23 protein-coding genes and 1 pseudogene are annotated in these 24,805 nt (G+C 54.4%); 5 read left to right on the plus strand and 19 right to left on the minus strand.

What is annotated here, in order from left to right:
• Window positions 1-129 precede the first annotated feature (129 nt).
• The 5 genes from CCE92_RS00005 to CCE92_RS00025 form a co-directional block, all read right to left on the minus strand.
• The gene (locus tag CCE92_RS00005) at window positions 130-1,767 is read right to left on the minus strand and encodes an FMN-binding glutamate synthase family protein (protein WP_088005462.1); all 1,638 of its coding nucleotides are present in this window, start codon (window positions 1,765-1,767) and stop codon (window positions 130-132) included.
• A gap of 31 nt (window positions 1,768-1,798) precedes the next feature.
• Window positions 1,799-2,425 carry an NAD(P)H-binding protein gene (locus CCE92_RS00010; protein WP_088005464.1) on the minus strand — a complete coding sequence of 209 codons (627 nt, stop codon included), beginning with the start codon at window positions 2,423-2,425 and terminating at the stop codon, window positions 1,799-1,801.
• Window positions 2,426-2,529: 104 nt separating this feature from the next.
• On the minus strand, window positions 2,530-3,846 hold the full coding sequence (locus CCE92_RS00015; RefSeq protein WP_088005466.1) for a cytochrome P450: 1,317 nt from the start codon (window positions 3,844-3,846) through the stop codon (window positions 2,530-2,532).
• 193 nt (window positions 3,847-4,039) lie between these two features.
• Entirely contained in the window at window positions 4,040-4,687 is a 648-nt protein-coding gene (locus tag CCE92_RS00020) for a vWA domain-containing protein (RefSeq protein ID WP_088005467.1), read from the minus strand.
• Between the two features lie 78 nt (window positions 4,688-4,765).
• Window positions 4,766-5,737: a macro domain-containing protein gene (locus CCE92_RS00025; protein WP_088005469.1), complete on the minus strand. Its 972-nt coding sequence runs from the start codon at window positions 5,735-5,737 to the stop codon at window positions 4,766-4,768.
• A gap of 139 nt (window positions 5,738-5,876) precedes the next feature.
• On the opposite strand from CCE92_RS00025, the gene CCE92_RS00030 reads away from it, so the two are divergent.
• Entirely contained in the window at window positions 5,877-6,665 is a 789-nt protein-coding gene (locus CCE92_RS00030) for an OsmC family protein (protein ID WP_088005471.1), read from the plus strand.
• A gap of 37 nt (window positions 6,666-6,702) precedes the next feature.
• On the opposite strand, the pseudogene CCE92_RS00035 reads toward CCE92_RS00030, so the two are convergent.
• From CCE92_RS00035 to CCE92_RS00050, 4 genes and pseudogenes are all read right to left on the minus strand, one after another.
• Window positions 6,703-6,927, minus strand: a pseudogene (locus CCE92_RS00035) (biotin/lipoyl-containing protein); the annotation flags it as partial.
• 25 nt (window positions 6,928-6,952) lie between these two features.
• Window positions 6,953-7,954: an alpha-ketoacid dehydrogenase subunit beta gene (locus tag CCE92_RS00040; RefSeq protein WP_479459113.1), complete on the minus strand. Its 1,002-nt coding sequence runs from the start codon at window positions 7,952-7,954 to the stop codon at window positions 6,953-6,955.
• A 45-nt stretch (window positions 7,955-7,999) separates the two neighbouring features.
• Complete coding sequence (locus tag CCE92_RS00045; RefSeq protein WP_241535801.1) at window positions 8,000-8,956, minus strand: thiamine pyrophosphate-dependent dehydrogenase E1 component subunit alpha; 957 nt, start codon at window positions 8,954-8,956, stop codon at window positions 8,000-8,002.
• Window positions 8,957-9,351: 395 nt separating this feature from the next.
• The gene (locus tag CCE92_RS00050; protein WP_088005479.1) at window positions 9,352-10,884 is read right to left on the minus strand and encodes a phytoene desaturase family protein; all 1,533 of its coding nucleotides are present in this window, start codon (window positions 10,882-10,884) and stop codon (window positions 9,352-9,354) included.
• 241 nt (window positions 10,885-11,125) lie between these two features.
• Between CCE92_RS00050 and CCE92_RS00055 the strand changes: the two genes are divergently transcribed.
• On the plus strand, window positions 11,126-12,019 hold the full coding sequence (locus CCE92_RS00055; protein ID WP_088005480.1) for a MerR family transcriptional regulator: 894 nt from the start codon (window positions 11,126-11,128) through the stop codon (window positions 12,017-12,019).
• A gap of 50 nt (window positions 12,020-12,069) precedes the next feature.
• Here the strand turns inward: CCE92_RS00055 and CCE92_RS00060 are convergent, their stop codons facing one another.
• The 6 genes from CCE92_RS00060 to CCE92_RS00085 all read right to left on the minus strand — a co-directional run bounded on the left by CCE92_RS00060 (window position 12,070) and on the right by CCE92_RS00085 (window position 18,737).
• The gene (locus CCE92_RS00060) at window positions 12,070-13,320 is read right to left on the minus strand and encodes a serpin family protein (RefSeq protein WP_088005482.1); all 1,251 of its coding nucleotides are present in this window, start codon (window positions 13,318-13,320) and stop codon (window positions 12,070-12,072) included.
• A 92-nt stretch (window positions 13,321-13,412) separates the two neighbouring features.
• The gene (gene gabT / locus CCE92_RS00065; RefSeq protein ID WP_088005484.1) at window positions 13,413-14,768 is read right to left on the minus strand and encodes a 4-aminobutyrate--2-oxoglutarate transaminase; all 1,356 of its coding nucleotides are present in this window, start codon (window positions 14,766-14,768) and stop codon (window positions 13,413-13,415) included.
• Entirely contained in the window at window positions 14,746-16,065 is a 1,320-nt protein-coding gene (locus tag CCE92_RS00070; protein WP_241535799.1) for a peptidase, read from the minus strand. Before CCE92_RS00070 ends, gabT begins: the two co-directional genes overlap by 23 nt.
• Before the next feature lie 11 nt (window positions 16,066-16,076).
• Entirely contained in the window at window positions 16,077-16,739 is a 663-nt protein-coding gene (locus CCE92_RS00075; RefSeq protein ID WP_088005488.1) for a 3-oxoacid CoA-transferase subunit B, read from the minus strand.
• Window positions 16,724-17,428, minus strand: a complete 705-nt coding sequence (locus tag CCE92_RS00080; protein ID WP_088005491.1) for a CoA transferase subunit A — start codon at window positions 17,426-17,428, stop codon at window positions 16,724-16,726. Before CCE92_RS00080 ends, CCE92_RS00075 begins: the two co-directional genes overlap by 16 nt.
• The gene (locus CCE92_RS00085; protein ID WP_088005493.1) at window positions 17,394-18,737 is read right to left on the minus strand and encodes an aspartate aminotransferase family protein; all 1,344 of its coding nucleotides are present in this window, start codon (window positions 18,735-18,737) and stop codon (window positions 17,394-17,396) included. The genes CCE92_RS00080 and CCE92_RS00085 overlap by 35 nt, the downstream gene beginning before the upstream one ends.
• Window positions 18,738-18,988: 251 nt before the next feature.
• Between CCE92_RS00085 and CCE92_RS00090 the strand changes: the two genes are divergently transcribed.
• A complete protein-coding gene (locus CCE92_RS00090; RefSeq protein ID WP_162287780.1) occupies window positions 18,989-20,545 on the plus strand; it encodes a PucR family transcriptional regulator in 1,557 nt (518 codons plus the stop codon).
• Window positions 20,546-20,584: 39 nt separating this feature from the next.
• Here the strand turns inward: CCE92_RS00090 and CCE92_RS00095 are convergent, their stop codons facing one another.
• On the minus strand, window positions 20,585-21,055 hold the full coding sequence (locus CCE92_RS00095) for a DinB family protein (RefSeq protein WP_088005497.1): 471 nt from the start codon (window positions 21,053-21,055) through the stop codon (window positions 20,585-20,587).
• A 123-nt stretch (window positions 21,056-21,178) separates the two neighbouring features.
• Here CCE92_RS00095 and CCE92_RS00100 point away from each other — a divergent pair, with 123 nt between their 5' ends.
• Both CCE92_RS00100 and CCE92_RS00105 read left to right on the plus strand, forming a co-directional pair.
• Window positions 21,179-21,721, plus strand: coding sequence for a PadR family transcriptional regulator (locus tag CCE92_RS00100; RefSeq protein ID WP_088005499.1), 543 nt, complete (start codon window positions 21,179-21,181; stop codon window positions 21,719-21,721).
• An 18-nt stretch (window positions 21,722-21,739) separates the two neighbouring features.
• A complete protein-coding gene (locus CCE92_RS00105) occupies window positions 21,740-22,219 on the plus strand; it encodes a DUF4188 domain-containing protein (protein ID WP_088005501.1) in 480 nt (159 codons plus the stop codon).
• Between the two features lie 48 nt (window positions 22,220-22,267).
• Here CCE92_RS00105 and CCE92_RS00110 read toward each other — a convergent pair whose 3' ends face one another.
• From CCE92_RS00110 to CCE92_RS00120, 3 genes are all read right to left on the minus strand, one after another.
• Window positions 22,268-22,966 (minus strand): endonuclease V, encoded by a 699-nt coding sequence (locus CCE92_RS00110; RefSeq protein ID WP_088005503.1) that lies wholly within the window; start codon window positions 22,964-22,966, stop codon window positions 22,268-22,270.
• A gap of 23 nt (window positions 22,967-22,989) precedes the next feature.
• A complete protein-coding gene (locus tag CCE92_RS00115) occupies window positions 22,990-23,523 on the minus strand; it encodes a hypothetical protein (protein ID WP_088005505.1) in 534 nt (177 codons plus the stop codon).
• 160 nt (window positions 23,524-23,683) lie between these two features.
• Window positions 23,684-24,601 carry an aldo/keto reductase gene (locus tag CCE92_RS00120; protein WP_088005507.1) on the minus strand — a complete coding sequence of 306 codons (918 nt, stop codon included), beginning with the start codon at window positions 24,599-24,601 and terminating at the stop codon, window positions 23,684-23,686.
• Between the last annotated feature and the right edge of the window lie 204 nt (window positions 24,602-24,805).

A 24,805-nucleotide genomic window follows, 5' to 3' on the forward strand; every position in this document is an offset into this window, starting at 1 on the left:
AAAAAGCAGTTTCCCCGCATTCCTTGCCGGTCTCGTCCTGGTCGCTTCACTTCTTCAGCTGATTCACTGAAAGTCAAAAAACCGGAAAGCCGATTTCCTTCGGCTTTCCGGTTTTTGCAATTCTAAAAATCAGTCATTCCGCGAAAAGTCCGGCATTTCGACGGATTCCATCCGCTCAGGCCGTTCTTCTTTGCTGATTTTCTCGATCATGCTGCCGACTGAAGCCAGCCGGCCCTGTTCATCTTTGTAAATGATATGCTTCCGCTCCAGCTTCGTCGGCGAGTCGACGCCCGCCGCCGCCGCGATATTGAACAGGCCGGCACGCAGTGAAGCGATGTAGTTGGTCACCCGGTACATCTTCTCTTCCACCACCAGTCCGTCCTGCAGTTCCGGATCGGTCGTCGCCACACCGACCGGACAACGGTTCGTGTGACAGACTTCCGCCATAATACAGCCGACGCTGATCATGAATCCGCGGGCGATGTTGATCAGATCGGCGCCCATGCCGAGCGCGACCGCCGCTTTGTCGGGGGTCATCAGTTTACCGGCCGCGATCAGCTTGTAGCGGTCCCGGATTTCGTATTTCCGAAGCATCTCGTCAACGACAGGCAGCGCTGTCAAAATCGGCAGGCCGACAGAATCGGCCAGCTCCTGGTAAGTGGCGCCGGTTCCGCCTTCCCCGCCGTCGATCGTGATGAAGTCCGGTCCCTGCTTACGCTTCTTCAGTTCCTGCACCATCTCCTCCAAGCTTTCAAGATCGCCGACGACGATTTTCATGCCGACCGGTTTGCCCCCTTCTTCCCGCAGCATTTCAATGAAATCGAACAGCTTCGGGAACGTGTCGAACTCCACGAACCGGTTCGGACTGTTCACTGTCTTCCCGGGTTCAATCAGGCGGATACGGGCGATTTCTTCCGTCACTTTCTGGCCTTCCAAATGGCCGCCGCGCGTTTTCGCCCCTTGTGCGAGTTTCACTTCGAATGCCTTCACTTGCGGCATCGCCGCCTTTTCTTTGAATGCTTCCAGGGAAAATTCCCCGGCCGGCGTCCGAACGCCGAACAGTCCAGGGCCGATCTGCATCATCAGATCCGGGTTGCCGGCCAAGTGATGATCGGAAATTCCGCCTTCGCCTGTATTCATCCAGGCACCGCCGGCCAGTCCGATGCCTTTCGACAGCGCGGTGATTGCATGGTCGCCGAGCGCTCCATAACTCATCGCAGACATTCCGACCTGTCCCTTGATCCGGAAAGGTTCCCGGCAAGTGTGTTCGCCCAATACGACGGCGTCCTCATCCCGGAGGTAAAATGGGTCGATCTGCACTTCCTCCCTGTGCTCTCTTCTCGACATCAATCCCTCGTGATCAATGACATATTTGTATGTGTTGATTTTGTCGGTGTTGTCCACCCGGAGTTCCGTCCGCAGTTTCGGAAACACCGTATTCCGGATGTAATAGCCATCCTCCGCAAAATCCCGGTTCGACCCGAACCCGATCAGCCGTTCATTATATTTCCCGGCTTTGACGACATGCTGATACTGGAGGCGCGAAAACGGCTTCCCTTCGTTATCGTTTTCAAACAAGTACTGTCTCAGTTCCGGACCGATTTTCTCGGTCATGTAGCGCACGCGTCCAAGCAGCGGAAAATTCCTCAGGATCGCGTGCTGCTTCTGCCTGTCATCCTTTTCATAGATGTAGGCGATATATGTAAGCGGCACTGCAATCGCCGTCCCCAAAATTGCGGACGGTAAATATTTCGTCACTTTTCCCATAAAAACCACCTTTCTCTCCATTCCATCTTATTCACCCAAAGCTTGCAAGCGCTTCCGGTATCGGCGTATCACCCGCTGTGATTTCAATTGTTTTCCTGTATACTTCCTCCGTTTCCAAGGCTTCGACAAGCACTGCAGCGACATCTTCATTTGCCAGCGTGCCTCCCGGTCTGCTGATTTGTCTGGCGGCTTTTACTTTGTTTTTACCGGGCTTGCTCTCCGTATGGGTAGTGCGGATGATTGTATAGATGACACCTTCCTGCCGGATCAGCTCCTCGGGCTCATGCTTCGCGCCTGTTTCTTTCGACTCGTCCGATTCATCCGCCATCACCGCACTTAAGTAAACAATCCGGTTCACGCCCAACTCCTGCGCTTTTTCCACTGTTCCGATGATCGCTTTATGATCGACAAGGATATTCTGATTTTCCCCGGACATGACACTTGCCTCAGCAAGATAGATAATGGCATCGCAGCCATCGATCGCTTCGACGAAATCATAATCGCGGGTTACCATCACCCGGCTGGCCCCCATTCTCTCCAGCTCTTCCGCCCGGTTTTCCGTACCGGTGATCGTGACCGCTTCATAGCCGGTGCGTGCCAGCTTCTTCAGTACATGCTCTCCGATCGCCTCTCCGGCGCCAAACACGAACACTTTCATGCAATCCCTCCTCGCTTTAAACTATTAACATCTTTTTCCCTCCGGATGGCGGAATAAAACATGTGAAAGCCGGCAGCACTGCTGGCTGCCGGCTTTCATTTCCATTAAAATTTAACCGCTGTATGATTCTGGTCCTCCATCAACGCATCCAGCGGATAGTTCCCGCTTCTCCGGACATTCCGGATGACAAAACCGCTTTTCGGCATGGTCGGCATCCGCCGGAGATCATAGGTCAAGTCCTGTTCAGGCACATCGTAAGCTACACCGGCCGTCAAGTAATGGAAAAACGCCTGCATCACGATGACGGTCATCCATTCACCCGCGCAGCGATGCCCCATATAGTGGTCGCCGCCGCCTTGCGGGACAAATGCAAACGGACTGCCGCTCCAGTTATGGAAACGTTCCGGAATGAAGCGGTCCGCCTCCTCCCAGTTGTCCGGATGGCGATTCGTGCCGAACAGATCAAGGACTACTGTCTGGTCTTTCTTGAAATGATAGCCGTGCCAGATGAAATCCTTTTTCGCCTTCGCGACCATCGCCGGCGCGAACGGATAGTAGCGGCGGATTTCCTGAGAGAACATGTGGCTGTAATTGCCTTCATTCGACCGGATCTTTGCGACCGTCTCGGGGTGTTCGTACATGGCCAGCATTCCGAACACAATGAAATATGCCGTCGCGACAAGCGGCCGGTACGAGTTGTTCAAGTCGACTGCCGCCGTCTCGAGGTCGAGCAGCTTGCCGTCCGCTCCGCGATGGTGCGCGACGATATAAGCGGCTGTATATGGAGGCGGGTTATATTTTTCCTGGCGAATATCCCGGATGATATTCCGAAGCCATTCTTCATGGCTCTCCCGGGCACGTTTGCCTTCCTGATATCGGGAAAATGACCCGCCGAAGGAGTCCACCATATCCGCCAGTTCCTTCGCCCGGCGCTTCGCTTCCTGCTCGCTGCCGAGCGGGAGCCCCGCCCATCTCATCCCGGCGAGGCCCATGATCTCTTCCATTTCCGGCAGCATGGCGACGCTGTCCTCTTTTTGCCAGGCCGCCGCTTTCCGGTCGAGCTCTTCGACGGCGATGCGGCGCATGTCCTCCAGCCGCTCAGGCGTCATCATCGAAAGGAACATCCGCTTCTGCTGGTGGTGGTCTTCCCCGTCGCGGCCGTGTATGCCTCCGACACCGAGCAGACCTTGCTTGAGCGGTTTCGGCGCGGCGCCTGCCCGCTTGAAGAGATTGTTGTCATAGAAAATGGCCGCCGCTTCTTCACCCGCCATGCATACGGCTTTTCTTCCGATCAGTCTCGTCTCGAAAATATCCGACGCCAGTTTTTCCCGCCGGCTCGGAATGAAGTGAAATCCTTCCTTGATCAGCGCTAATGTATTATCCAGTCCTTCCGCTTTCGGAATGGGTTTTCTGATTCTCAATAAGATTCAGCTCCTCTGCTCTATCGCCGGCCACTGCCGGACGAGTGTACTCGTTCACCCATTCCCTATTCCGCCGCCTGGAAAACTCGCCATGAAAAAAGCAGGACCGAAGCCTTTCAGCTTTCAGTCCTGCTGCTCCGTCATTGGCTGCATGCCTGCGGGTCCCTCTTAAGGACCGCCTGAAGCGGGGCCTTCACCGCTTTCTGCGCTTGAAATCCGCTTCGATCTCTTTTTTCCAGTTCCGGTCCAGTGTTCTTCCTTCCCGCACACTGCTGATCATCTCGCTCATCACCTTGAAATTAAGGTCAGTGCCTTCCTCATCTGCATGGTAGTCAACGGCGAAATCCTCGTCGATGCCGAAACGGCCAGCGGTGGACAGTGCATCGATGTTCGCGCCGAGGAAAATGAATTCCCATCCGAACTCCGACTTCTGCCGGCCGATCATTGTCCGGATCTTTTCCGCACTGTACTCACGACTGGAATTTTCCATGCCGTCTGTCGTAATGACGACCATCACTTTCCCCGCGCGCAAATCCTCCGCTGTCCTTTTTTGCGCATTGCCGATTTTATTGATCGTGGACCCGATGGCGTCGAGCAGGGCCGTCGTCCCGCCGACTTCATATTCCCTGTCGGTCATCAGGGATACTCCATCGATGGGGATCCGGTCATGCAGCAGATCGTATCCGTGATTGAACAGGACGGTCGTGACATTGGCTTCCCCTGCCCCGTTCTTTTGTTTGGCTAAAAGCGCGTTGAATCCGCCGATCGTATCCGACTCGAGTCCCGCCATCGAACCGCTTTTGTCGAGGATGAAAACGAGTTCGGTCAGGCTGTTATCCATTTTGAAGCCCTCCTTGAATTTGATTACTCTAAGGATAGACCTGACTCAGGCGGAAAAGGTCGCTTCCGAAGCGACAAATCAGCCGCCGAGGAGCGGCTGATCATACAGGAACAGCACTTCGTTGATCTCGAACATATTGTAGATTCCGGACTGGATGAAGTAGTGGATGATGAGGTCGGACTTGCTGCTCCGCGACAGTGTGTAGCCGGCTGTTTCCAGCAGGTCCTCTGTTTCATCCAAGTCGAGCTCCAGTGCGATGGCGAACGCGATCGCCGTCCGCTTCATCGGTGTGTAATCCGAGGAATTCCGGATCTTCGAAAACAGTTTCCGGTCGATATTCGCTTTTTTATAGACGTCGGGATCTTTGAGTCCGCGCTCATCGATCAGCCGCAAAAGGCGGACGGAAAAGGATTCGTCCAGCTCTTCCAGCAACCGGTCGAGCGGAATCGCTTCGGATTTCTGTTCGAATAAGATATCTTCCTGCATATACCGCCCACGGGTGAACAAGGCTTCCTGTTCCTCCACGTAATGCTCATCAATGAAAACGGAAACGTTATGGAATAATCCGCTGCTTAGTTTGAATGCCGCTTTATCGAACACGATCAGGTACACGGACATTTCATGCTGCTCGAGGAAATGTTCAATCGCTGATATGGCAACACGCAGCGCCTGTCCTTTCGGGTACCCGAAAGCGCCGGCGGATAAAAGCGGAAACGCGATGGATCCGCAGCCGAGTGTTTCAGCGAGGAGAAGCGCATTCAGGTAACTCGCCCGGAGCAGCTGCTCTTCGCCCCTATCCCCGCCATGCCAGACGGGACCCGCCGTATGGATGATCATTTTTGCGGGAAGGCGGAACCCGTCCGTACTGACCGCTTCACCGATCTGGATCGGGCCGATTGCGTCACACGCCGCCTGCAGTTCCTCAGCGCCGGCAGCCTGGAAGATCGCTCCGCACACGCCACCGCCTTCCTGCAGCTGCGGATTCGCGGCATTCACGATCGCATCTGTCTCCATTTTTGTTATGTCCTGCCGGATCAGTTCGAATGGCATTGCAGGACTCCCCTTTCTTTAAATCGTATCAGAACGGCAATTTTCTCTGTAAAAGTTGATATACGTCACAGATTTCGGTTATCAAGACGTTTATAATTGGCAATGGAAGAGTTTTTGAACTGAAAGGAGCCGGTTACTTATGAAAGACCTGCATTTTGAAGCACAGTTCAATTGGAGCGGAACAGGCAAGGATGGCGAAGGGAGAATGACGGCAGGCCAGCAGCTGCTGACGTATTCCAGCCCGGCCGATATGGGAGGGAAAGGCACGGGACTGAGCCCTGAAGATCTGCTGATCAGTGCAGTATCGACCTGCTACAGCGGCACGCTGTTTCGGACGCTTACCCAGAAAAAGCTCCCTGCCGAGCGCGTGTCGATCCAGTCCGAGGGCATTGTGGCGGATTTTCCGGTCAAATCGAAGTTCAGCACACTCATTGTCAATCCGACGGTCATTGGCGGAGACCCATCCCGGCAGAAGGACTACGAGGAAGCGGCAGAAGAAGCGCGTGAAAACTGCTTCATCGGCAAAACGATCGCCGGCAATGTCGATTACCGGGTAGGAACTGTCCGCGTGCATGAAGCGGTCGTGCCTCAAGGAAAAGTCGACGAACTGGTCGACCGTTTCTATGTGAAATTAATCAGAGATCCCTACTACAGCAGTATGTTCGAAGAGCGCGGCGTCAACGTGGATGTACTGAAAGAGCGTCAGCGCATGTTCATCTCGAGACTGATCAATGGAAGTCCGTCCGGGACCGGACAAAGTGAAAAAGAACAAGTTCAGCGCCGGCACAGCTTCTCGACGACGCCAGAACGGGCTGAGGTTTGGCTTGGCCTGATGGGTGAGACGGTGAATGAAATGGATTTTCCTCAAGAGTTGAAGGAAAACCTGATGGAGAAAATGCACCGGCTGATGAAACCGCTTGTGAAATGATGAATCCGCCGGCATCCCGCCGGCGGACTTTTTATTCGATTTTAGCGATTACTGTTCCCACTTTCGCGGATTCGCCCCGCTTAACATTGATTTCGATCACCGTTCCGCTCTCTTCCGCTTCAATCACACTAACCGCTTTTTCCGTCTGGATTTCAACGAGCGCATCGCCCTTTTCCACTGTATCCCCCTCTGAAACGTACCAGAGGACGATCAGGCTTTCATCGACGTCTTCCGTTACCTGCGGCACACGCACTTCCGCCATCAGTCCACCTCCTGTATGAGCCTTTTCAGCTGCGCATCATTTTCTTCACTTCTTCGTAAATCCGCTCGGGACCCGGAATGACGAAGTTCTCCAGCGGATCACTATACGGAATCGGCACATCCGGTATCGCCAGACGGCGGACCGGGGCCTTGAGTTCATCAAGCGCATGTTCCGCCGCGATGGCCGCGACCTCAGCTGTCATGCCGTACGATAAATAATCCTCATCCACGACAAGAAGCCGGCTCGTCTTCTTAATCGATTTCACAATGGTATCCCGGTCAATCGGCGCAAGCGACCGGAGATCGACGACTTCCGCTTCGATTCCGTCTTCTTTGGACAGTCTCTCAGCGGCTTCCATCGCATAGTGCATCATCATCTGAATGCCGACGATGGTCACATCGCTTCCTTCTCTCGCCACCTTGGCTTTATTCAATGGGACCGTGTATGCTTCTTCGGGAACGTGTTCCACGGAAGCATCGAGCTGGTCCATCCAGCCGAGACCTTGGAGGGATTTATGGAACATGAACACGACCGGGTTGTCATCACGAATGGCGGAAATCATCATTCCCTTCAGGTCATACGGCGTTGATGGAGCCACGACTTTCATGCCCGGCAGGTGGGCGAATGTGGCATACAGTGTCTGTGAATGCTGGGCAGCATCATTATAGCCGCCGCCCACGGCCGTCATGAGCACCATCGGCAGCTTCACATTCCCGCCGGACATGTACGGGATTTTCGCCATGTGGTTGTAGATCTGGTCCATGCATACGCCGAAAAAATCGACGAACATCAGCTCTGCAACAGGCCGCATCCCTTCCGCCGCTGCACCGATCGCCGCACCGATGAAGGCGGTCTCGGATATCGGCGTATCAAGCACCCGTTCCGCTCCGAATCTGTCGATCAGCCCTTGCGTCGAGCCGAAAATACCGCCGTACTTCCCGACATCCTCTCCGAGAACGAAAACATTCGAATCCCGTTCCATCTCAAGAGCAATCGCTTCAGCCATCGCTTTATTGCCTGTCAGTATGCGTTTTTTCGCTGTTTCCACGCGGGTTTCACTCCTCCCGATTTTTTATGAAGTAAAAACATCTTCCAGTGCCGCTTCCGGAGCCGGGAAATTGCTGTCGCGGGCAAATTGGTACGCCTCATCCACTTCCTGTTTCGCCCGTTCTTCCATTTCATCCAGTTCTTTTTCATCGGTGCTCTTTTCAATCAGCTTCTCCTTCAGCTTTACAATCGGATCCAGTTCCCGGAGTCCGGGCACTTCCGCTTTATCACGGTACAATTCAGGGTCTCCCTGGAAATGGCCCAGGTAGCGATACGTCTCGATTTCAATGATCGTCGGCCCCTGCCCGTTCCTTGCCCGGCTGACCGCTTCTTCCGCTGCCAGGTACATGGCGATCGGGTCGTTGTCTTTCACATAAGCGCCGGCAATGCCGTAAGCATCCGCCCGCTTGTCATTTGAATCTACGGACGTGGACGACTTTTTCGGAACGGAAATGCCGTATGCGTTGTCCTCGACCACGACGATGAGCGGCAAGTTCCAAAGAGCCGCCAGGTTGAGCGATTCGTGGAATGCGCCCGCATTGGCCGCCCCTTCCCCGATAAACGCGACCGCCACCCAGTCCTTCCCTTTCATCTTGGCAGCCATTGCCGCGCCGACCGCATGCGGAATTCCGGCAGCGACAATGCCGCTGCACGCAAACTTAACTTCCGGATCGAACAAATGCATGTGGCCGCCCTTTCCTTTGCCGAGACCGGTTTCCTTCCCGAAAATTTCGGCGGTCATCCGCTTCAGATCGACACCTTTGGCGATGGCGTGATGATGCGGCCTGTGGGGGGAGGTCACCGTATCTTCTTTCTTCAGGTGCGCTCCGATGCCGACAGCTGCCGGTTCCTGGCCGGTGGAAAGATGCATCTCGCCCGGCACTGTTCCCGCACCGATATTGAATACCGGTTTCTTTCCTTCCGTGTACACTTCCACCATCTGGTCTTCGTAATACCTGATTTTCACCATCTGCTCATACATCCACTTCAGTTTTTCCACTGAGACTGACGACTGATTCTCATTGGACTGCGTCAAAACTTTTCCCTCCTTTTCAGTTTGTCCGCATGATGCTGACGCATGGTGTCTCATTAACTTTATCGCTGTATTCTTTTAATTGTCAATATTCAAATAAATATTTCCTATGTATTTCAAAAGATGAGTTTCTGTCTCTGAAGAACCCAACAAAAAACCCCCTGCGCCGGTGTGGATTCCGGTGCGGGGAGCTGAGTTTATTGCCGGCCCGTTATTGTGCTGTCAGGTTCGCGATCTAATTCATGAATAGGATTGTCCGTTTTTCCGCGTCTTCGATGGCGGGGAAATAGCCTTTCGGCTGTAATGACGCATGGCCTTCCGAGGGACATTCCGCCGCTATTGGCTTACGGCCCCTGGACGGGATCCAGCCGCGGCAGCGGTGAAACGGCGACTGTCTCTTTTTTGTCCTTGGACAGTATGCCGTTGGCTGTTATACGCGCGGATTCCAGAATAATCGGCAGACCGCTGCCGGGATGCGTCCCTCCGCCGACGAGCCAGCAGTTTTCAAGCTCTTCGAATTTATTGTGGGGACGGAAAACCATCATTTGGGAAAGCTGGTGACCGAGATTGAATGTCGCTCCCCGGTACACGTTCATGTCTTGTTCCCAATTTTGAGGCGTAATCATATGCTCTTCTTCGATATGGCTGGGTAAGTCCTTGAATCCGGTTTTCTCTTCGATGGTCTTCAGGATGAGTTCACGGAACTGCCCTTTTTCGGCCTCCCAGTCGATGCCGCTGAAGTTATTCGGTACAGGCGCGAGGACGTACAGCGTCGATTTCCCTTCCGGCGCGAGCGTCGGGTCTGTCGCGCTGGCATTTTGTATATAAATGGAAGCATCCTTGGACAGCATGTTCAACTTGGTGATTTCCTCGACGTTCTTTTTATAATCTTTTGCGAACACGATGGTGTGATGGGGCATATTGTATTTTTTATCCAGCCCCAAATACAGCATGAAGGTCGAGCAGGAGTATTTCTTCTTCGCCAGTTTTTTCGGGGTGTATTTTTTCAGCTTTCCTTCGTCGACGAGTTTTGTCATCGCATAAGCAAAGTCAGCATTAATGACCACTTCATCCGCTTCTATCCGTTCCCCGTTTTCCAAGTAAAGACCCTTCACTTTCTTTCCTTCCGTCCATAATTTTTCCACACCGCAGTTCAGCCGGATATCGCCGCCGAGTTCTTCCGTCACTTTCGCCATCGCCTTCGACAGCTGATTGAGCCCGCCGATCGGGTGGAAAATGCCGTACGCATGCTCCATGTAAGAGAGAATCGAAAAAGCGCCGGGACATTCCCAAGGGGACATCCCCAGATATTTCGACTGGAAAGTGAAGGCGAGTTTCAGTTCCTCTGTCGTAAAGTAACGGGACAGCACGTCGTGCAGTGTCTTCCCGAGATCGAGCTCAGGGAGCGCTTTCAGGACTTTGGGGTGCATCATGTCAGTCATTCTGTCCATCCGGGTCTGGAGGATGGGCGTCAGCGCATCCAGTTTCCTTGCAGAATCCTGCATCAGTCGGTCATATCCTTCACTTTCCCCGGGATAGAGCTCCTCGATCTGCTGCCTCATTTTTTCACGGTCGCGCGTCATCGTTATCGCGCGCCCCTCATAAATCAGGTCGTACATCGAATCAAGCTCGACAGCCGTCATGTACTCATGGAGGTCCCGCCCTGTCGCCTCGAATATCTCTTCGGCGATATGGATCATCGAAAGGAACGTCGGCCCCATATCGAACTTGAATTCACCGAGCCGCACTTCGGCGTTCCTTCCCCCGACGACCCCCTTCTTCTCATAAACTGTCACTTTGTAACCTTTTGCCGCTAAAAGCATAGCCGCGGAAAGTCCCCCGGGTCCCGCTCCGACGACCGCTATCCGTTTATCCATATTTTTCGCCTCCGCCGTACAATGATTGTATAATGATGATACAACCTTTCAGGAATAAAATCTACTAAAAAGTTTATATTTTTCAATATCCTTTGTCTCCAACACTTAAACATTGTATAATCATTGTACAAGCAATTGTTTTACTCTGGAGGAATCTCGCTCTGCTACAGCACGGAAACAATTTCCGGTTACCCGCAGAAAATTGCCAGCTGCCCACTATGTCAGTAGAGGATGAAACAAAATGGAACCGACGAACCGCAACATCTCGTACAGCATCACACAAGCGTCCGACATGGCGGGCCTTTCCAAGCAAGTCATCCGGAAGTGGGAAGACCGTTACGGTATCGTCTCACCTGAAAGGCTTAGCAACGGTTACCGGGTTTACAGCCAGGCCGAAATCGGGACACTGATCCGGATGAAGAATCTGATTGAACAAGGGTTTTCCGCCAGCCAGGCGGCAGAATTCATTAAAAGAGGCGGAAATAATCCCATCGCGGCAAAGCAGGCAGCGGAGCCGCAGCCGCTTATGACCGCTTATTTGCAGGCTCTGCTGGCAGAAGGTTCCGAAGGCGCGGAACTGGAGATGAATCATCTTCTTCAGCAAGCCTATCACTCGGCCAGCCTGCCGGAATTCCTGGACGGCCTGATCGTTCCGTTCCTTCGTGAAGTCGGTCAGCGCTGGCAGGATGGCCGTTGGGGTGAATATCAGGAAGCTCTGTCAAGCCTTGTCGTCCGGGATTTCCTCATCCAGCTCCGCCGGAACTTCCAGGTCATTGACCGGGCACCGGTCATGCTGGGGGCCTGCCTTCCTCATGAGCGGCATGAGATTCCGCTTCATATTCTTGCATTGAAGTTCATGCTGCAGGGATGGAAGACCGTCATTCTCGGACCTTCTCCGGCTCCTTCGGCCATCCAGTCGGCGGTCCGGCAGATTTTGCCGCAAAAAGTCGTGCTTTCAGCGGTCACGATGCGGGCTTTCGACGAAAACAGCCGGATTCTGGAGGAACTGGACGAGTTCGCGGCCGGGCATCCCCACATCGATTTTTATCTCGGCGGTCCGGGCGCCGTAGCATTTGCAGAAGGCAAACAGCTGAAAGCGATCCGGATCACGGAAAACAGTGAAGCGGTTTTGTAGAACAGGGACAGCCCGGACCTTTTTCATACTAGGTCCGGGCTGTCTTGTTTTCATTTTGAGACAGGATCCGCGATCGATCCCATGAACAGGAGCGTCCGCGTTTCCGTGTCTTCGATGGCGAGGAAAAACGGCCGGTCGACTGTCATGGTGAAGGGCCCTTCCGCGGAACCTTCCGTTGGCACTGTGATGGATGTGGCTGCCGCCGCCTCCGTACCTTTTTCGTCCACTTTAAGTGCGGTTTTCTGTTTCACTTCGCTGATGGTTCCGCCGCCCCCTTCCAGCATACCGGACAGATTTGAGTCCATGAACGCTGTCTCCATACCGAGCGTTTTCAATGCATCGTTCAGAAGAACGCCATATTCCAGTTCGAACTTCGGAATCGACAATGTTCCTTCCCTGTAGTCAAACTGCTGCCGCCAGCTTTTCCAGTTTTCTGGAGTCAAACCGGCTTCGAATTCTTCGAGCGAAGAGCCTGTTTTTGGAAGGAACACATACATGCCCGCTTCACGGTCACCGTACGGCAGTATCGCGGCCTGAAATTGGTCCGTCTCCATATAGTCCCAGTACCGCTTGGCCGTCATCAGCGGAACATCGACACTTTCTCCATTATGCAGGCGAAACGGCCGATCTTCCGTGTTTTTTTCTTCGAATGGCTCTGTCCATTCACCTTTGAAATAAATCGCATTCAGCAGGATGGTCACTAAATTCGGGTCGAGCGGCTTGGGCACCATCTTGTCGATCATGCCGTTCGTTCTGCCGCTCACCCAATCGTTGATCCGATCCGACGACTCCGAATCCGTGACATCGATTTCCTCAATCTTCGCGTTAAAGTAGTCCCTGTTGCTCTCCGCGAATTCTTGCTGAAAATCATATGTTTCATTCAGCCAGATCGAATTTGCGATATCCAGCTGCACACTCTCTGAGTTATCTGCAAGCATCACCATCAGCGATGCGTTCGCCTTGTTCATTTCCTCCGGTGGGATCGACGCATTCAGCACTTCGGCGATTTCCGCCTTCGTCTCACCTGCCGCTCCGTTATACAGCATGGACAGTGCCATATAGAGGCTCAGCGGGGAAATGAATGTATTGCCGTCTCCATCCGCCGGAACTTCCGCCATCAGTTCCATTCCGAGTTCATTGTTTGCATTGACGATCTTTTTGTAATCCTCTTTGCCGTATTCGACATCCGCGGCGATTTCCAAGGTCTTTACGTCCCCGGCCGTTTCCTGCTCTTCCGTGCCGCAGCCCGTCAGCACGAGCGCAACCCCTGCCGCCATGAGTGTTTTCACGGTTCCGTTCATCTGCAGCCCTCCCCTTTTAGTGATTAGACTGGGAGAGAGTGGAAAAGTTTCAGCCTCACAGAAAAAACACCGGCAAAAACGCCGGTGCCCGATCAGCTTTTCGATTCCTTGATGGTTTCTTCCGTTACCCGTTCGAGCACATCCAGCCCTTCATTCAGCTGGTCGTCCGTGATGACGAGCGGGCTCAGCATGCGCAGGACATTGCCGTAGAGTCCAGCCCCCATGACGATGACTCCGTTCTGATGGGCTTTCTGGATGATGCGGGCGGTCAGTTCCTTTGCCGGTTCTTTCGTCACCGGGTCTTCAACGAATTCGATGGCGGTCATCGCCCCGAGCGTCCGGATGTCGCCGATCTGCGGTAGGCGCGGCTGCATCGCCCTGAATCGGTCCGTGATGGTCCGGCCGATCTCCATTGCACGCGCCGGCAGGCCCTCTTCTTCCATCAGTTTGATCACTTCCAGCGCCGCCACACAGCCGAGCGGGCTGCCGCCGTAAGTGCCGCCGATTTCTCCGGTATCCGGCGCATCCATCACTTCCGCCCGGCCGGTGACAGCACTGATCGGCAGGCCGGCGGCAATCGATTTCGACATCGTCATTATGTCCGGCACGACGCCGAAATGCTCCATCCCGAACAGTTTACCGGTCCGGCCGAACCCCGTCTGCACTTCGTCGGCAATCAGTAATATTCCGTGCTCATCACAAATCCTGCGGATTTCCTGCATGAACCGTTTCGATGGGGAAATGAAGCCGCCTTCCCCCTGTACCGGTTCGAGAATGACTGCTGCCACTTCTTCCGCCGGCACTTCCCGCAAAAAGAAATCGCGGAACTGAGCGATGATCACCGCATCCGTCTGCTCCTCGGTCATGCCGTCAGGGGCGCGGTAGTAGTACGGGTAAGGCATTTTATACGTCTCCGGCGCGAACGGGCCGAACCCGAATTTATATGGTTTCACCTTGCTTGTCAATGACATCGCCATATAAGTCCGTCCATGGAAACCCCGTTCAAATGAAATGACCGCTTTCCGTTTCGTATACTTGCGGGCGATCTTAATGGCGTTTTCGACCGCTTCCGCGCCGCTGTTGAGCAGTACAGTCTTCTTCTCATGGCTGCCGGGTGTGATGCCGTTGAGTTTTTCCGCCAGCGCTACATACGGCTCGTACATCATGACATGGAAACACGGATGGAGGTACTTCTCTGCCTGCTCCTTTACGGCTTCAACGACACTCGGCGGGCAATGACCGGCGTTCTGCGAACCGATCGCTCCCATCAAATCGATGAAAACATTGCCGTCGACATCCGTCAGGAGCGCCCCTTCGCCTTTTGCCGCGAATGTCTGGACCGTATTGAACGGCCCGCGCGGCACACTCCGGTTGCGGCGCTCCAGCAGTTCCTGCGCTTTCGGTCCCGGTATTGCCGTCTTCAAGTTAATGGACTTTGTCTGCTGCATCTTTCGTCATGCCCCCTGTCTCTTGTTTTTCCTTAATTCCGCACCAGTCAGCCACCGTGCAGGCAATGATTTCCGCCGCCCGGAATACCCGTTCCAGCTCGATCGATTCGTTCGGAAAATGCGCGACTTCCGTCGTCCCCGGCCCGAACACAACAGTCGGTATGCCTCCTGTCACCGTCAGCATCCCGCCGTCGGTTCCCCAAGGCGAAGCTTCGATGGCCGGGGCGGTCCCCGTCACTTCCTGGAACTGCGACACGAGCGTTGCCATGAGCGGGTGATCCGGCTCGATCATCCCCGGCTGCCATCTCGCCCCGAACCATTCCAATTTCGCCGGATGCTCGTCGAACCACGGGTCCAAGGCAGCCAGCTCGCCGAGCCACTGTCTGAATTCCGCCTGGACTTCCTCTGCCGTTTCATCCGGCGCGATACCGATCCGCCCTTCGATCGTCACGAGGTCTGCGACCGACGAGGGCCAGTCCCCGCCCTCGATTTTCCCGATATTGATCGGCACTGGAATCGGGATGTTTTTGAACAGCGGATCCGTGATGCGCGCATTGCGTTTTTCCTCGAGCCGCTGCACGTGCTCCATTACAGCCATGCTTTTCTCGATCGCACTTACACCTTCATACCGCGTGCCGCCGTGCGCCGCCCGGCCGTGCACCTTGATTCTGAACCACATCGACCCTTGCTGCTTCGGGAAGATCTTCATATTCGTCGGCTCCGGAATGATCGCCGCATCCGCCTTATAACCGCGCAGTACAGCGGCGAGCGTGCCGGCTCCGCCGCTTTCTTCTTCAACGACGCTTTCGAAAATGACGTCCCCCTGCAAGCGGATGCCGCTCTCCTTCAGCGCTTTCACCGCGAGTAGGAGCGACACGTTCCCGCCTTTCATATCCGTCGAACCACGGCCATACAGCCGGCCGTCTTTTATGGTTCCGCTGAACGGATCTTCCGCCCATTGGCTCCGGTCTCCCGCCGGCACAACATCGACGTGGCCGTTCAGGATGATCGACCGGCCGCCGCCTTCACCCTTCCAGACCCCGACGACATTCGGGCTTCCGCTGAAGTCTTTCCGGTTCGAATAAAAATCAGGGTGCTGCATGAACGTTTCCCCGCCGGGTTCCCATTCATCGATTTCGAGACCCATCGACGCCAGCACTTCCGTGACGATTCCCTGCACAGCTTTCTCTTCTCCCTGCAGGCTCGGCGACTGGACGAGCCGCTGCAGCAGGTGCGTGCCGTATTCCCGGTTCGCATCAATCCATCCGCTGATCTGCTGTTTGATATCCTGTGACACGGTATCCCTCCTCATTCGACTGTCAAAAGTTCCTTCGCAACCCGAAGTCCGGCGCCAGTCCGCGCCCTCACATCCTCCGCGGTATAAGGTGCAGCCACTTCTTTAAGGACAAGCCCCTCCGGTGTCACTTCAATGACGGCGAGTTCCGTGATGATCAGATCGACGCACGCCGACGCTGTCAGCGGCAGGCTGCACTGTTCCACGATCTTCGGGTCGCCGTCCTTGTTCGTGTGGCTCATGAGCACGATGACTTTCCGGGCCTTTTTCGCAAGCTCCATCGCGCCGCCGATGCCGGATACCCGTTTACCTGGGACGATCCAGTTCGCCAGATCTCCGGCGGCGCTCACTTCAAGTCCGCCGAGGACGGCGAGGTCGACGTACCCGCCGCGGATCATGCCGAACGCCATCGCGCTGTCGAAGTAGGAGGCGCCCGGAACGACCGTGACGGGAAATCCGCCGGCGTTGCATAAATTAGGATTTTCCATCCCTTTCTCCGGCGCCTTCCCCATGCCGAGCACCCCGTTTTCCGCATGGAACATCACCCCTTTTTCCGGCGGGATGAAATTGGCGACGAGCGACGGGATGCCGATGCCGAGATTGACGGTCATGCCGTCTTCGATTTCTTCAGCCGCCCGCCTTGCGAGCCGGTTCCGTTCTTCTACTCCCATGCCCATCTCCAGTTCACTCCCTTGCTCGGAATGACCAGATCGACGAATACGCCGGGCGTGAAAATACATTCGGGGTCGAGCTCTCCCGCCGGCACGATCTCTTCCGCTTCCGCAATCGTATAAGCACCGGCCATCGCGACGAGCGGATTCGTGTTGCGGGCGCTCGTATCGTAGATGAGATTGCCGAACGTATCGGCCTTTTTCGCGTAGACGATCGACACTTCCGCCCGCAGTGCCGGCTCGATCAAGTAGTCTTTTCCGCCGACCGTCACTTTCTCTTTGCCTTCCTCGACCATGCTGCCGATCCCGATGTCGGTCAGCACGCCGCCGAGTCCGACACCGCCGGCCCGGATCCGTTCCGCGAGTGTCCCTTGCGCTGCAAATTCAACATCCATTTTTCCGTCGATCATCAGCTGGCCTGCGACCGGATTCGACCCGATATGCGAAGCGATGAGTTTCTTCGCACGGCCGAGGCTGATCAGTTTGCCGATGCCGATCTGCGGAAAGCCGGAATCGTTGCCGATGAGCGTCAGGTCTTTCACCCCTTTTTCAATGATGCCGTCGATCAGCGACGGCGGGTTGCCGACACCGCCGAATCCGCCGAACATGACTGTGCTCCCGTCATGGAACTGCTTCATCGCCTGTTCGAGTGTTCCGGTCTTATCGAGCCGTGTTCTGGATTCTTTCACCTGCATATGCGCACCTCCCTGAAAGTTCTTCTGTCAGCTGGCCGAGCGCCCTGCCGAACAGCGTGACGAGTTCATCCGCTTCCGCTTCGCTGATGGTGAGCGGCGGTGCGATGATGATGGCATCGCCGTCGCCTGCTGCGGCCCCCGATGCCGGATAGATGAGCAGGCCGTTGTCCCTTGCCAGATTCACCAGGCGGCGGGTGACGCCCAATTCCTTCGGAAACGGGATGTGCGTCTCCTGCTGTTCCACGAGTTCCACGCCGATCAGGAGCCCGCGTCCTCTCACTTCTCCAATGATGGGCTGATGGCCGCTGAGCTTCCTGAGTTTATTCAATAAATACTCGCCCATCTCTTCCGACCGGGCGACGAGCTCCCGTGCTTCCACGTAGTCGAGTACTGCGAGCGCGACAGCGGCGGATTGCGGATTGGCACTGTATGTGTGGCCGCTCATGACCGACTTCGTGCCGGCCAAGATCGGCTTCATCACCCGCTCGCTTGCAAGTGTCGCAGCGATCGGCGTGTAACCGGCGCCCATCCCCTTCCCGAGCGTGAGGATGTCGGGTTTCACCTTCCAATGATCCATGCCGAACACTTTGCCGGTACGCCCGAGCCCCGTCATCACTTCATCGGCGATGAACAGGATATTATGCCGATCGCAGATTTCACGGATCCGCTCGTAGTAGCCGGGCGGCGGGATCAGCACCCCGCCGGCAGCACCTGTGATCGGTTCCGCGATGAACCCGGCGACATTTTCCGGGCCGCGGCGGCGGATAGCGAGTTCGAGTTCGTCGGCACCGGCGAGTCCTGCGGCCGGCGAGGAAATGCTCGGCAGATCATCCAGCAGCGGACTGAACCGCTTCCGCCTGTCGTGATGACCGGAAAGGGACAGCGCGCCGAGTGTGATGCCGTGATAACTCGACCAGCGGGACAGCACCTTGTTCTTCCGGTAATCCCCCTGTTCCTGGAAATGCTGGATGGCAATTTTGATCGCCGTCTCGTTGGCTTCCGAACCGCTGTTGACAAAAAATGACCAGTAATCTTCGTCGGCGCCGACCAGATCATTCAGCTTCTCCGCCAGCTGTTCCGCAGCTGCCGTCGTAAACTGCGACCGGTAGACGAAAGACAGCTTCTCCGCCTGCTCCCTCATCGCTTCGATGATTTCCGGCGCCGCGTGGCCGATGAGAGCCGTCACCGCGCCAGAAGAGCCGTCCAAGTACCGCCGGCCTTCCGTGTCATAAATGTAGTTCCCATCCCCGCGGACCGCTTCCGGATACACTTCGTCCATCATCGGCCTGATCAACAGCGAACGCTTCATAATAACAACCTCCCGAGCCTGTGGAAGCGCTTACTTTTTATGTGCTGTCCCCATCATAACGGTCAAGTTTCCCTGCATCCATATGCCGCAGTCCAAGAAAATGAATGCGCTCTTTACTACAGGTTGTATAAAAAATAGCGAAAATTCTATTTATTAACCAGGAAATTTTGTACACTTATCGTATAGGAAGCCATGGGGCTGACATGAAAATGCGGCGGGAAAACCCCGGCACAGACAGGAGGGATCATCCGATGAGCATTACGGTCCATGAAGCGATGGCTTTGCCGGTGATGGCAAAAACCAAACTTGCGGCCGGCGCAAAGGGACTTCATCGGCCGATCCGATGGGTGACGATCGTTGAAGTGATCGAGGATATCAGCCGGCTCCAGCAAGGTGAATTCCTTGTGACGACCGGCTACGGACTGGATACACACGAAGAGCGGTTTATCGCACTGATGGATCTGCAGAAATTGTCCGGCGTAGCCATCTACACCGGATTCTACTTGAAGAAGATCCCGGAGAGTTTCCTGGCAGCGGCGGACCGCAACAGCATTCCGCTCATCGAGATTCCCGCCGATATCAACTTCTCGAGCCTGACAGAAGGGATTCTCCAGGAAATTCTCAACCGGCAGATGGAGCTTATCGCCTCATCTCTCCGCATCCATAAGGAATTGACGGGATTGGTGCTGAAAGGCCAGGGGGAGGAAACCATCACGGAAACGCTCGCCGGTCTGATCGGCGCCTCTGTTTTCCGGCTGAATGAATCCGGGGATGCGATTCAATCCGCCGACATCAATGGCTTGGATGATGGATTTTCACAGCTGCAGCCACTTTTCGAAATGTGCCGCCGGAAAGCCGCCCCTTCCACCCATCATCAGGACCGCTTGATGGCTGCCGCCTTCCCGATCATGGCGGACAACGTTTTTTATGGCGCTATTCTGGCCATCAAACCCGAGGCGGACTGGAAAGCGATTGACCGGTCCGTCCTCGAACACGCTGCTACTGTGTATGCGATCGAACAGCTGAAAACGAACGCCATCGAACAGACACAGGTCACACTGCGCGGGGAATTCCTGGAGGAAATCCTGCAAAAGAACTTTAAAAACCGGGCGCTTGCTCTCGTACATGGCCGGAAACTGGGATTCGATTTATCGCTTCCGCATACCGTCATCCACCTGAAACCGGCCGATGCCGGCCAGGTCGCTGGATTGAATACCTTCACCAGCCGCCAGCTGACCGAAAGAAACATTCATTTCATTTCAAAAGAAAGGCTCGACGGCATCACCGTCCTCATTCAATCAGACGCTGATAGCTGCCGTGTACTTGCGGAAGAACTGATCACCGGATGGGACGGAGAACTGATAATTGGAATCGGCCGGACCACGGACGATGTCGGACAACTGAGCAGCAGCGCCGCAGAAGCGAAACAGGCAGCGGATCTTCATCTTTTGCCGCTGCAGCCCGGTCCGGTCGTCCATTACGATGACCTGGGCACATACCGGCTGCTCCTGGAAGTGCGGGAAGCAGGAGGAAGTCTGCGGACGTTCTATGAAGAAGCACTGGACGACCTCCTCCCGACAAGCGCCTCAGGTATTGATTTTATTGAGACGCTGAATGCTTTCTTCAAGCATCACGGTTCTGTCCAGGCGGCGGCGGAAGAATTGTTCATCCATCGCCATACACTGAAATACCGGCTCGACCAGGCGGAAAAGCGGAGCGGGTGCAGACTCGATTCCGCAGACGACCGCCTCCGGCTGCAGCTCGCAATTGCTGCATGGCGCCTCGATCATCACTTGGAACGGCAATGAACCCGGCCTGCATCTCCTGCAGACCGGGTTCTCCATTGATTACCACGTATCGCCGCCTTCCGGAGGCGGCCATGCCCCGATCATCCGGCGCAAATAGGCGACCTGTCCGGCATGGTAGCTGTTGTGCATGATGATCGTCATAAGCAAGCTCATTCGGGATCGGTCTTCAACCACGTTCTCCCCCAAATCCTTTTCCGCTTCCTGCTGAGCCTCCTGCAAACCTTGCAGGAAACGCTCCACGGTTTCCTTCCATAACTTTTCTCCTGATGGTGCCTGTTCCGCCGGCCACGACTCCGAGGCGTGCTCCGGTGAAACCGGGATTTCTCCCCTTAATTCCGTCAGCATGTATTCCTGCCAATAGATCATATGGACAAGCTGTTCCCAAATGGAGTGCGGGGCGCCAGCCGGCTTTTTTCCCGCCGATTCCCAATCAAGGCCGTTGAACACAGTTCCCGTCTCCACATGAGCCGGCCTTCCATGCAGTGCGGTTTTCAAGATTTGCTTTTCCATCCGATCCCTCCTCCATCTTAATTACTTCTCTAAAAAAACAGTATATTCCTTTACATCGGTGAACGAAAGAGGTATTTTTATATCAAATAGATATATATCTTCAAGTTATAAGGAAGTGGAACCTTGGCAAAAGAAAATTACACACAATACGCCTTGTTAGGATTACTTACGACTGACTGTCGGACCGGTTATGCCATTAAACGAATGATCGACAACAGCCTGAATCACTTCTGGAAAATCAGTTACGGACAGATATACCCGATGCTCAAACTTCTCGTGGAAAAAGGCTATGCGACAGTCGAAGACTTGGCTCAAGACGGAAAACCTGACAAAAAGGAATACAGCATCACGCCGAAAGGAGAGCAAGTACTGAAAGACTGGATTAAGCAGCCTATCAGTGACTTGCCTGTCGAAAAAAATGAAGTGCTGCTCAAATTGTTCTTCGGCCGTCATCAGGATACGGTGACGACGCTGCACCAGCTTGATGCATACAAGGAAAAACTCATCCAGCGCAGAGAAACCTATGAAAACATCAGGAGGATGATCGAGACACAGTCCCATGACAAAAAAGACGCCCCCTTCTGGCTGCTGACACTCGACTATGGACTGCGTACCACCCAGGCTGCCATCGACTGGTGCACTGCCGCCAAAAAAACACTTTCATAGAAAAGAGGAGGAACTTCTGTGAGCGCAACCGTCCTGTCAGGCAGATTCACTGCAGACATACCTGATAAAGCTGTCGTTTTCATTATCGGCGCACGCATCAATAAATGGCGCGCCGTCCGCAAATGGCTCCCCGTCATTCTGGCGATGCCGCCCATGATCCGCGAATTGTATACGAACAAAGACCTCGGCTTCCTGTCGATGGAAAGTTTCTTCAACGTCCGGACCACCCTTATGGTACAGTACTGGACCTCTGAGGAAGACCTGATTGAATACGCGCGGGGCAAAACGCACCTTACAGCCTGGAAAGACTTCAACAAAAAAGCTCGTGGCAATGATGCGGTCGGCATCTACCACGAGACTTACATCATCCGCAATGGCCAGGCGGAAGCAGTGTACGTCAACATGCCGGAGTTCGGACTCGCCAAAGCGTTCGAGCGGAAGTCCATCACGCCATCGACCCACTCCGCCCGGCAACGCCTGAAGCAGCCAGTCCAGTGAATTCCCGAAAGCCCTGCTTGCGGTGAGCGGGGCTTTGTTTCTGCAGTCTCATCTTTCCCTCTTTAACCGCCTGGATTCCAGGTCCGCCAGCCGGATCGGCACCGGCAGCCGGCTTTGGGTGCCGATGAGGCGCATCACCAGTTCCGTCGCGGACTCCAGCGTGATCCAGTTGCCGGGCGACACGAACACCGGCTTCACACCCGGCACTGTCCGGAGCGCCCGGCCGCGGATTTCTCCTTCTATGAGGATTTCCGTGAAATCACCGGGTTTATTGCCAGGAGCAATAAAATCAGTGCCGCCGATTTTGTAATAAGTCTTCGCCACTCCGACCGTCGGCTTCCCGAGAAAGAACGACGCGTGCGATGCGATGCCGAGACGGCGCGGATGAAGGATGCCGTTACCGTCGAACAGGAACACATCCGGCACCGTTTCAAGCTGCTCAGCCGCTTCCAGGATGAGCGGCAGCTCCCGGAAAGCCAGACAGCCGGGGATATACGGCACGTCCACTTCGCCGACGCACGATACTTGCTCCGCCACTTCACCTGTTTTTGCATCAAGGACCGCAATGCTGCAGACGCCGTATTCGGTGCTTCCCTCCCGCCAATAGGCGACGTCCACACCGGCGCACAATTGAACCTCTATTGCTGGCATCTCGCGGGACAGCTCCAATCGCTTGGCCAGGCTCCGCTGGAATTCCGGGAACTGTTCGGCTTCCAGTTCCAACAGATGCATTTTGTTAATTTCCATAGCATTCCTTTCGCAACTAATACTTATTTAAAGTAGTTTTCAAATTCCGGGTCAACTTTCGCCCGTTCCTCACTGATAATCCGGGGCTTAAATCCTCCCAGCTCTATAATTTCACGTCTATTTTCGAGTTCTACAAAAAAGTAATCATTTTTGGAAGTAGATAAGATTTGAACAGGTTGTTCCTTTCTTTCATGGTAAAATTTGTTGATCGCCAACCTTTCTGATTCCTTCAGCCTGTTCACTGGTGGTCTTTCATCAGTTGCAGTTTTTTGTCCAGTAAAACTATTGATAGGTTCTTGCCCAGTAATCCTTCCGGCACTTTCCTCGCCTTGGTTGTAAATCCCTTGCAGCAATTTGATCACTTCCGCGAATCCGAGAAACAGCAGTCCACCGATTACACCGTTGATAAACACGGCAAAGCCCAGGAACCCTCTCAGCGGACCGAGAATCTCCAGTGCTTCGCTCGTTGCATACAGCAACCCGGCAATAACACCGATTATGATGGCTGCAATCCCCACAACCTGAAGTGCTTTTGCAATGGAGTTATCATGGTTCATTTCATCCCCTCCCTATTGTCAGTATAGTCTGACTGTAATTTATTTACAATAAATACCGACTGCACGAGGATAATGAGTTTCGCAAGTAATCAAGGGATACTCGCAAGTATTCCGCTCCGAAACACAAATAACGGCCCTCCTCGAAAGGAGAGCCGTCATTTTATGGCAGTTCATTTCCGGCAGCCCGGTAAATCTCATACCATTCCGGCCGCGTTAATTCGACTTCCGCCGCTTTGGCAATTGCGGTGAGCCGCGCCGGTGTCATCGTACCGACAATCGTCTGGATTCTTGCAGGATAGCGGAGGATCCAAGCCACCGCGACCGCTGATTTGGATACACCATGCTTGTCACCGATTTCCTGGAGCTTCGCGTTCACTTCCGGCATGTCCTCATTATCGATGAACAATCCTTCGAAGTTACCGTAGCGGAACGGTGACCACGCCTGCACGGTCATATTATTCAGCCGGCTGTAATCGAGTACACTGCCGTCGCGGTCCACGCCATTGCCGTGGCGCGTGTTCACCTGTACGCCTGCGTCGATCATGCCTGTATGCATGATGCTGAGCTGCAATTGGTTGACGATCAAATCCTGTTTCACGTGCTTTTTCAGCAGCTCGATCTGCATCGGATTGTGATTGCTGACGCCGAAATGGCGAACTTTGCCGCTGGAAGAAAGTGCATCGAACGCTTCCGCCACTTCTTCGGGCTCCATCAATGCATCCGGCCGGTGCAGCATGAAGATATCAATGTAATCCGTTTTCAGCCGCTTCAGGCTTTCTTCAGCCGACTGCATCAAATGTTCTTTCGAAAAGTCATAGTATCCTTCCCGGATTCCTGCTTTCGTCTGGATGATCATCCCTTCGCGCACCGCCGGAGTCATTCCGGCTGCTTCCGCGAATACGGATTCCGATGCGCCATCAGCGTAAATGTCGGCATGGTCGAAAAAGTTGATACCGTGCGCCTGCGCGTTATGTATGACCTGCTCCGCTTCCTTCACCGACAGCTTTCCCATTCCCATGCAGCCGAGTGCGATTTCCGATGCCTGGAGGCCGCTTTTGCCTAAATTGATTTTTTTCATAAACTATCACCTCATTCGCAGTATACCCTTTCAGAACCGGAAGTGCCGCTTGAGCATATCCGCGTTAATTTCAGTTTATCCGCCCTATTTTCGATTTATCCGCGTTAATTTCAGTTTATCCGCGCTATTTTCGATTTATCCGCGTTAATTTCGATTTATCCGCGTTAATTTCGATTTATCCGCTATAGCTTGAATTGCCCGCAA

The organism is Indiicoccus explosivorum, assembly GCF_002167005.1.
GTDB classification, from domain to species: Bacteria; Bacillota; Bacilli; order Bacillales_A; family Planococcaceae; genus Indiicoccus; species Indiicoccus explosivorum.

Bases quoted from the DNA above. Each gene is read 5' to 3' on its own strand.
- CCE92_RS00030 (WP_088005471.1), top strand. From the start codon at position 5,877: ATGAAAGACCTGCATTTTGAAGCACAGTTCAATTGGAGCGGAACAGGC.
- CCE92_RS00020 (WP_088005467.1), bottom strand. From the start codon at position 4,687: ATGGATAACAGCCTGACCGAACTCGTTTTCATCCTCGACAAAAGCGGT.
- CCE92_RS00045 (WP_241535801.1), bottom strand. From the start codon at position 8,956: ATGTATGAGCAGATGGTGAAAATCAGGTATTACGAAGACCAGATGGTG.
- gabT (WP_088005484.1), bottom strand. From the start codon at position 14,768: ATGCAGCAGACAAAGTCCATTAACTTGAAGACGGCAATACCGGGACCG.
- CCE92_RS00005 (WP_088005462.1), bottom strand. From the start codon at position 1,767: ATGGGAAAAGTGACGAAATATTTACCGTCCGCAATTTTGGGGACGGCG.
- CCE92_RS00080 (WP_088005491.1), bottom strand. From the start codon at position 17,428: ATGCAGGTGAAAGAATCCAGAACACGGCTCGATAAGACCGGAACACTC.
- CCE92_RS00120 (WP_088005507.1), bottom strand. From the start codon at position 24,601: ATGAAAAAAATCAATTTAGGCAAAAGCGGCCTCCAGGCATCGGAAATC.
- CCE92_RS00025 (WP_088005469.1), bottom strand. From the start codon at position 5,737: ATGCCATTCGAACTGATCCGGCAGGACATAACAAAAATGGAGACAGAT.
- CCE92_RS00060 (WP_088005482.1), bottom strand. From the start codon at position 13,320: ATGAACGGAACCGTGAAAACACTCATGGCGGCAGGGGTTGCGCTCGTG.
- CCE92_RS00085 (WP_088005493.1), bottom strand. From the start codon at position 18,737: ATGAAGCGTTCGCTGTTGATCAGGCCGATGATGGACGAAGTGTATCCG.
- CCE92_RS00090 (WP_162287780.1), top strand. From the start codon at position 18,989: ATGAGCATTACGGTCCATGAAGCGATGGCTTTGCCGGTGATGGCAAAA.
- CCE92_RS00110 (WP_088005503.1), bottom strand. From the start codon at position 22,966: ATGGAAATTAACAAAATGCATCTGTTGGAACTGGAAGCCGAACAGTTC.
- CCE92_RS00010 (WP_088005464.1), bottom strand. From the start codon at position 2,425: ATGAAAGTGTTCGTGTTTGGCGCCGGAGAGGCGATCGGAGAGCATGTA.
- CCE92_RS00075 (WP_088005488.1), bottom strand. From the start codon at position 16,739: ATGGGCATGGGAGTAGAAGAACGGAACCGGCTCGCAAGGCGGGCGGCT.
- CCE92_RS00095 (WP_088005497.1), bottom strand. From the start codon at position 21,055: ATGGAAAAGCAAATCTTGAAAACCGCACTGCATGGAAGGCCGGCTCAT.
- CCE92_RS00055 (WP_088005480.1), top strand. From the start codon at position 11,126: ATGGAACCGACGAACCGCAACATCTCGTACAGCATCACACAAGCGTCC.
- CCE92_RS00050 (WP_088005479.1), bottom strand. From the start codon at position 10,884: ATGGATAAACGGATAGCGGTCGTCGGAGCGGGACCCGGGGGACTTTCC.
- CCE92_RS00115 (WP_088005505.1), bottom strand. From the start codon at position 23,523: ATGAACCATGATAACTCCATTGCAAAAGCACTTCAGGTTGTGGGGATT.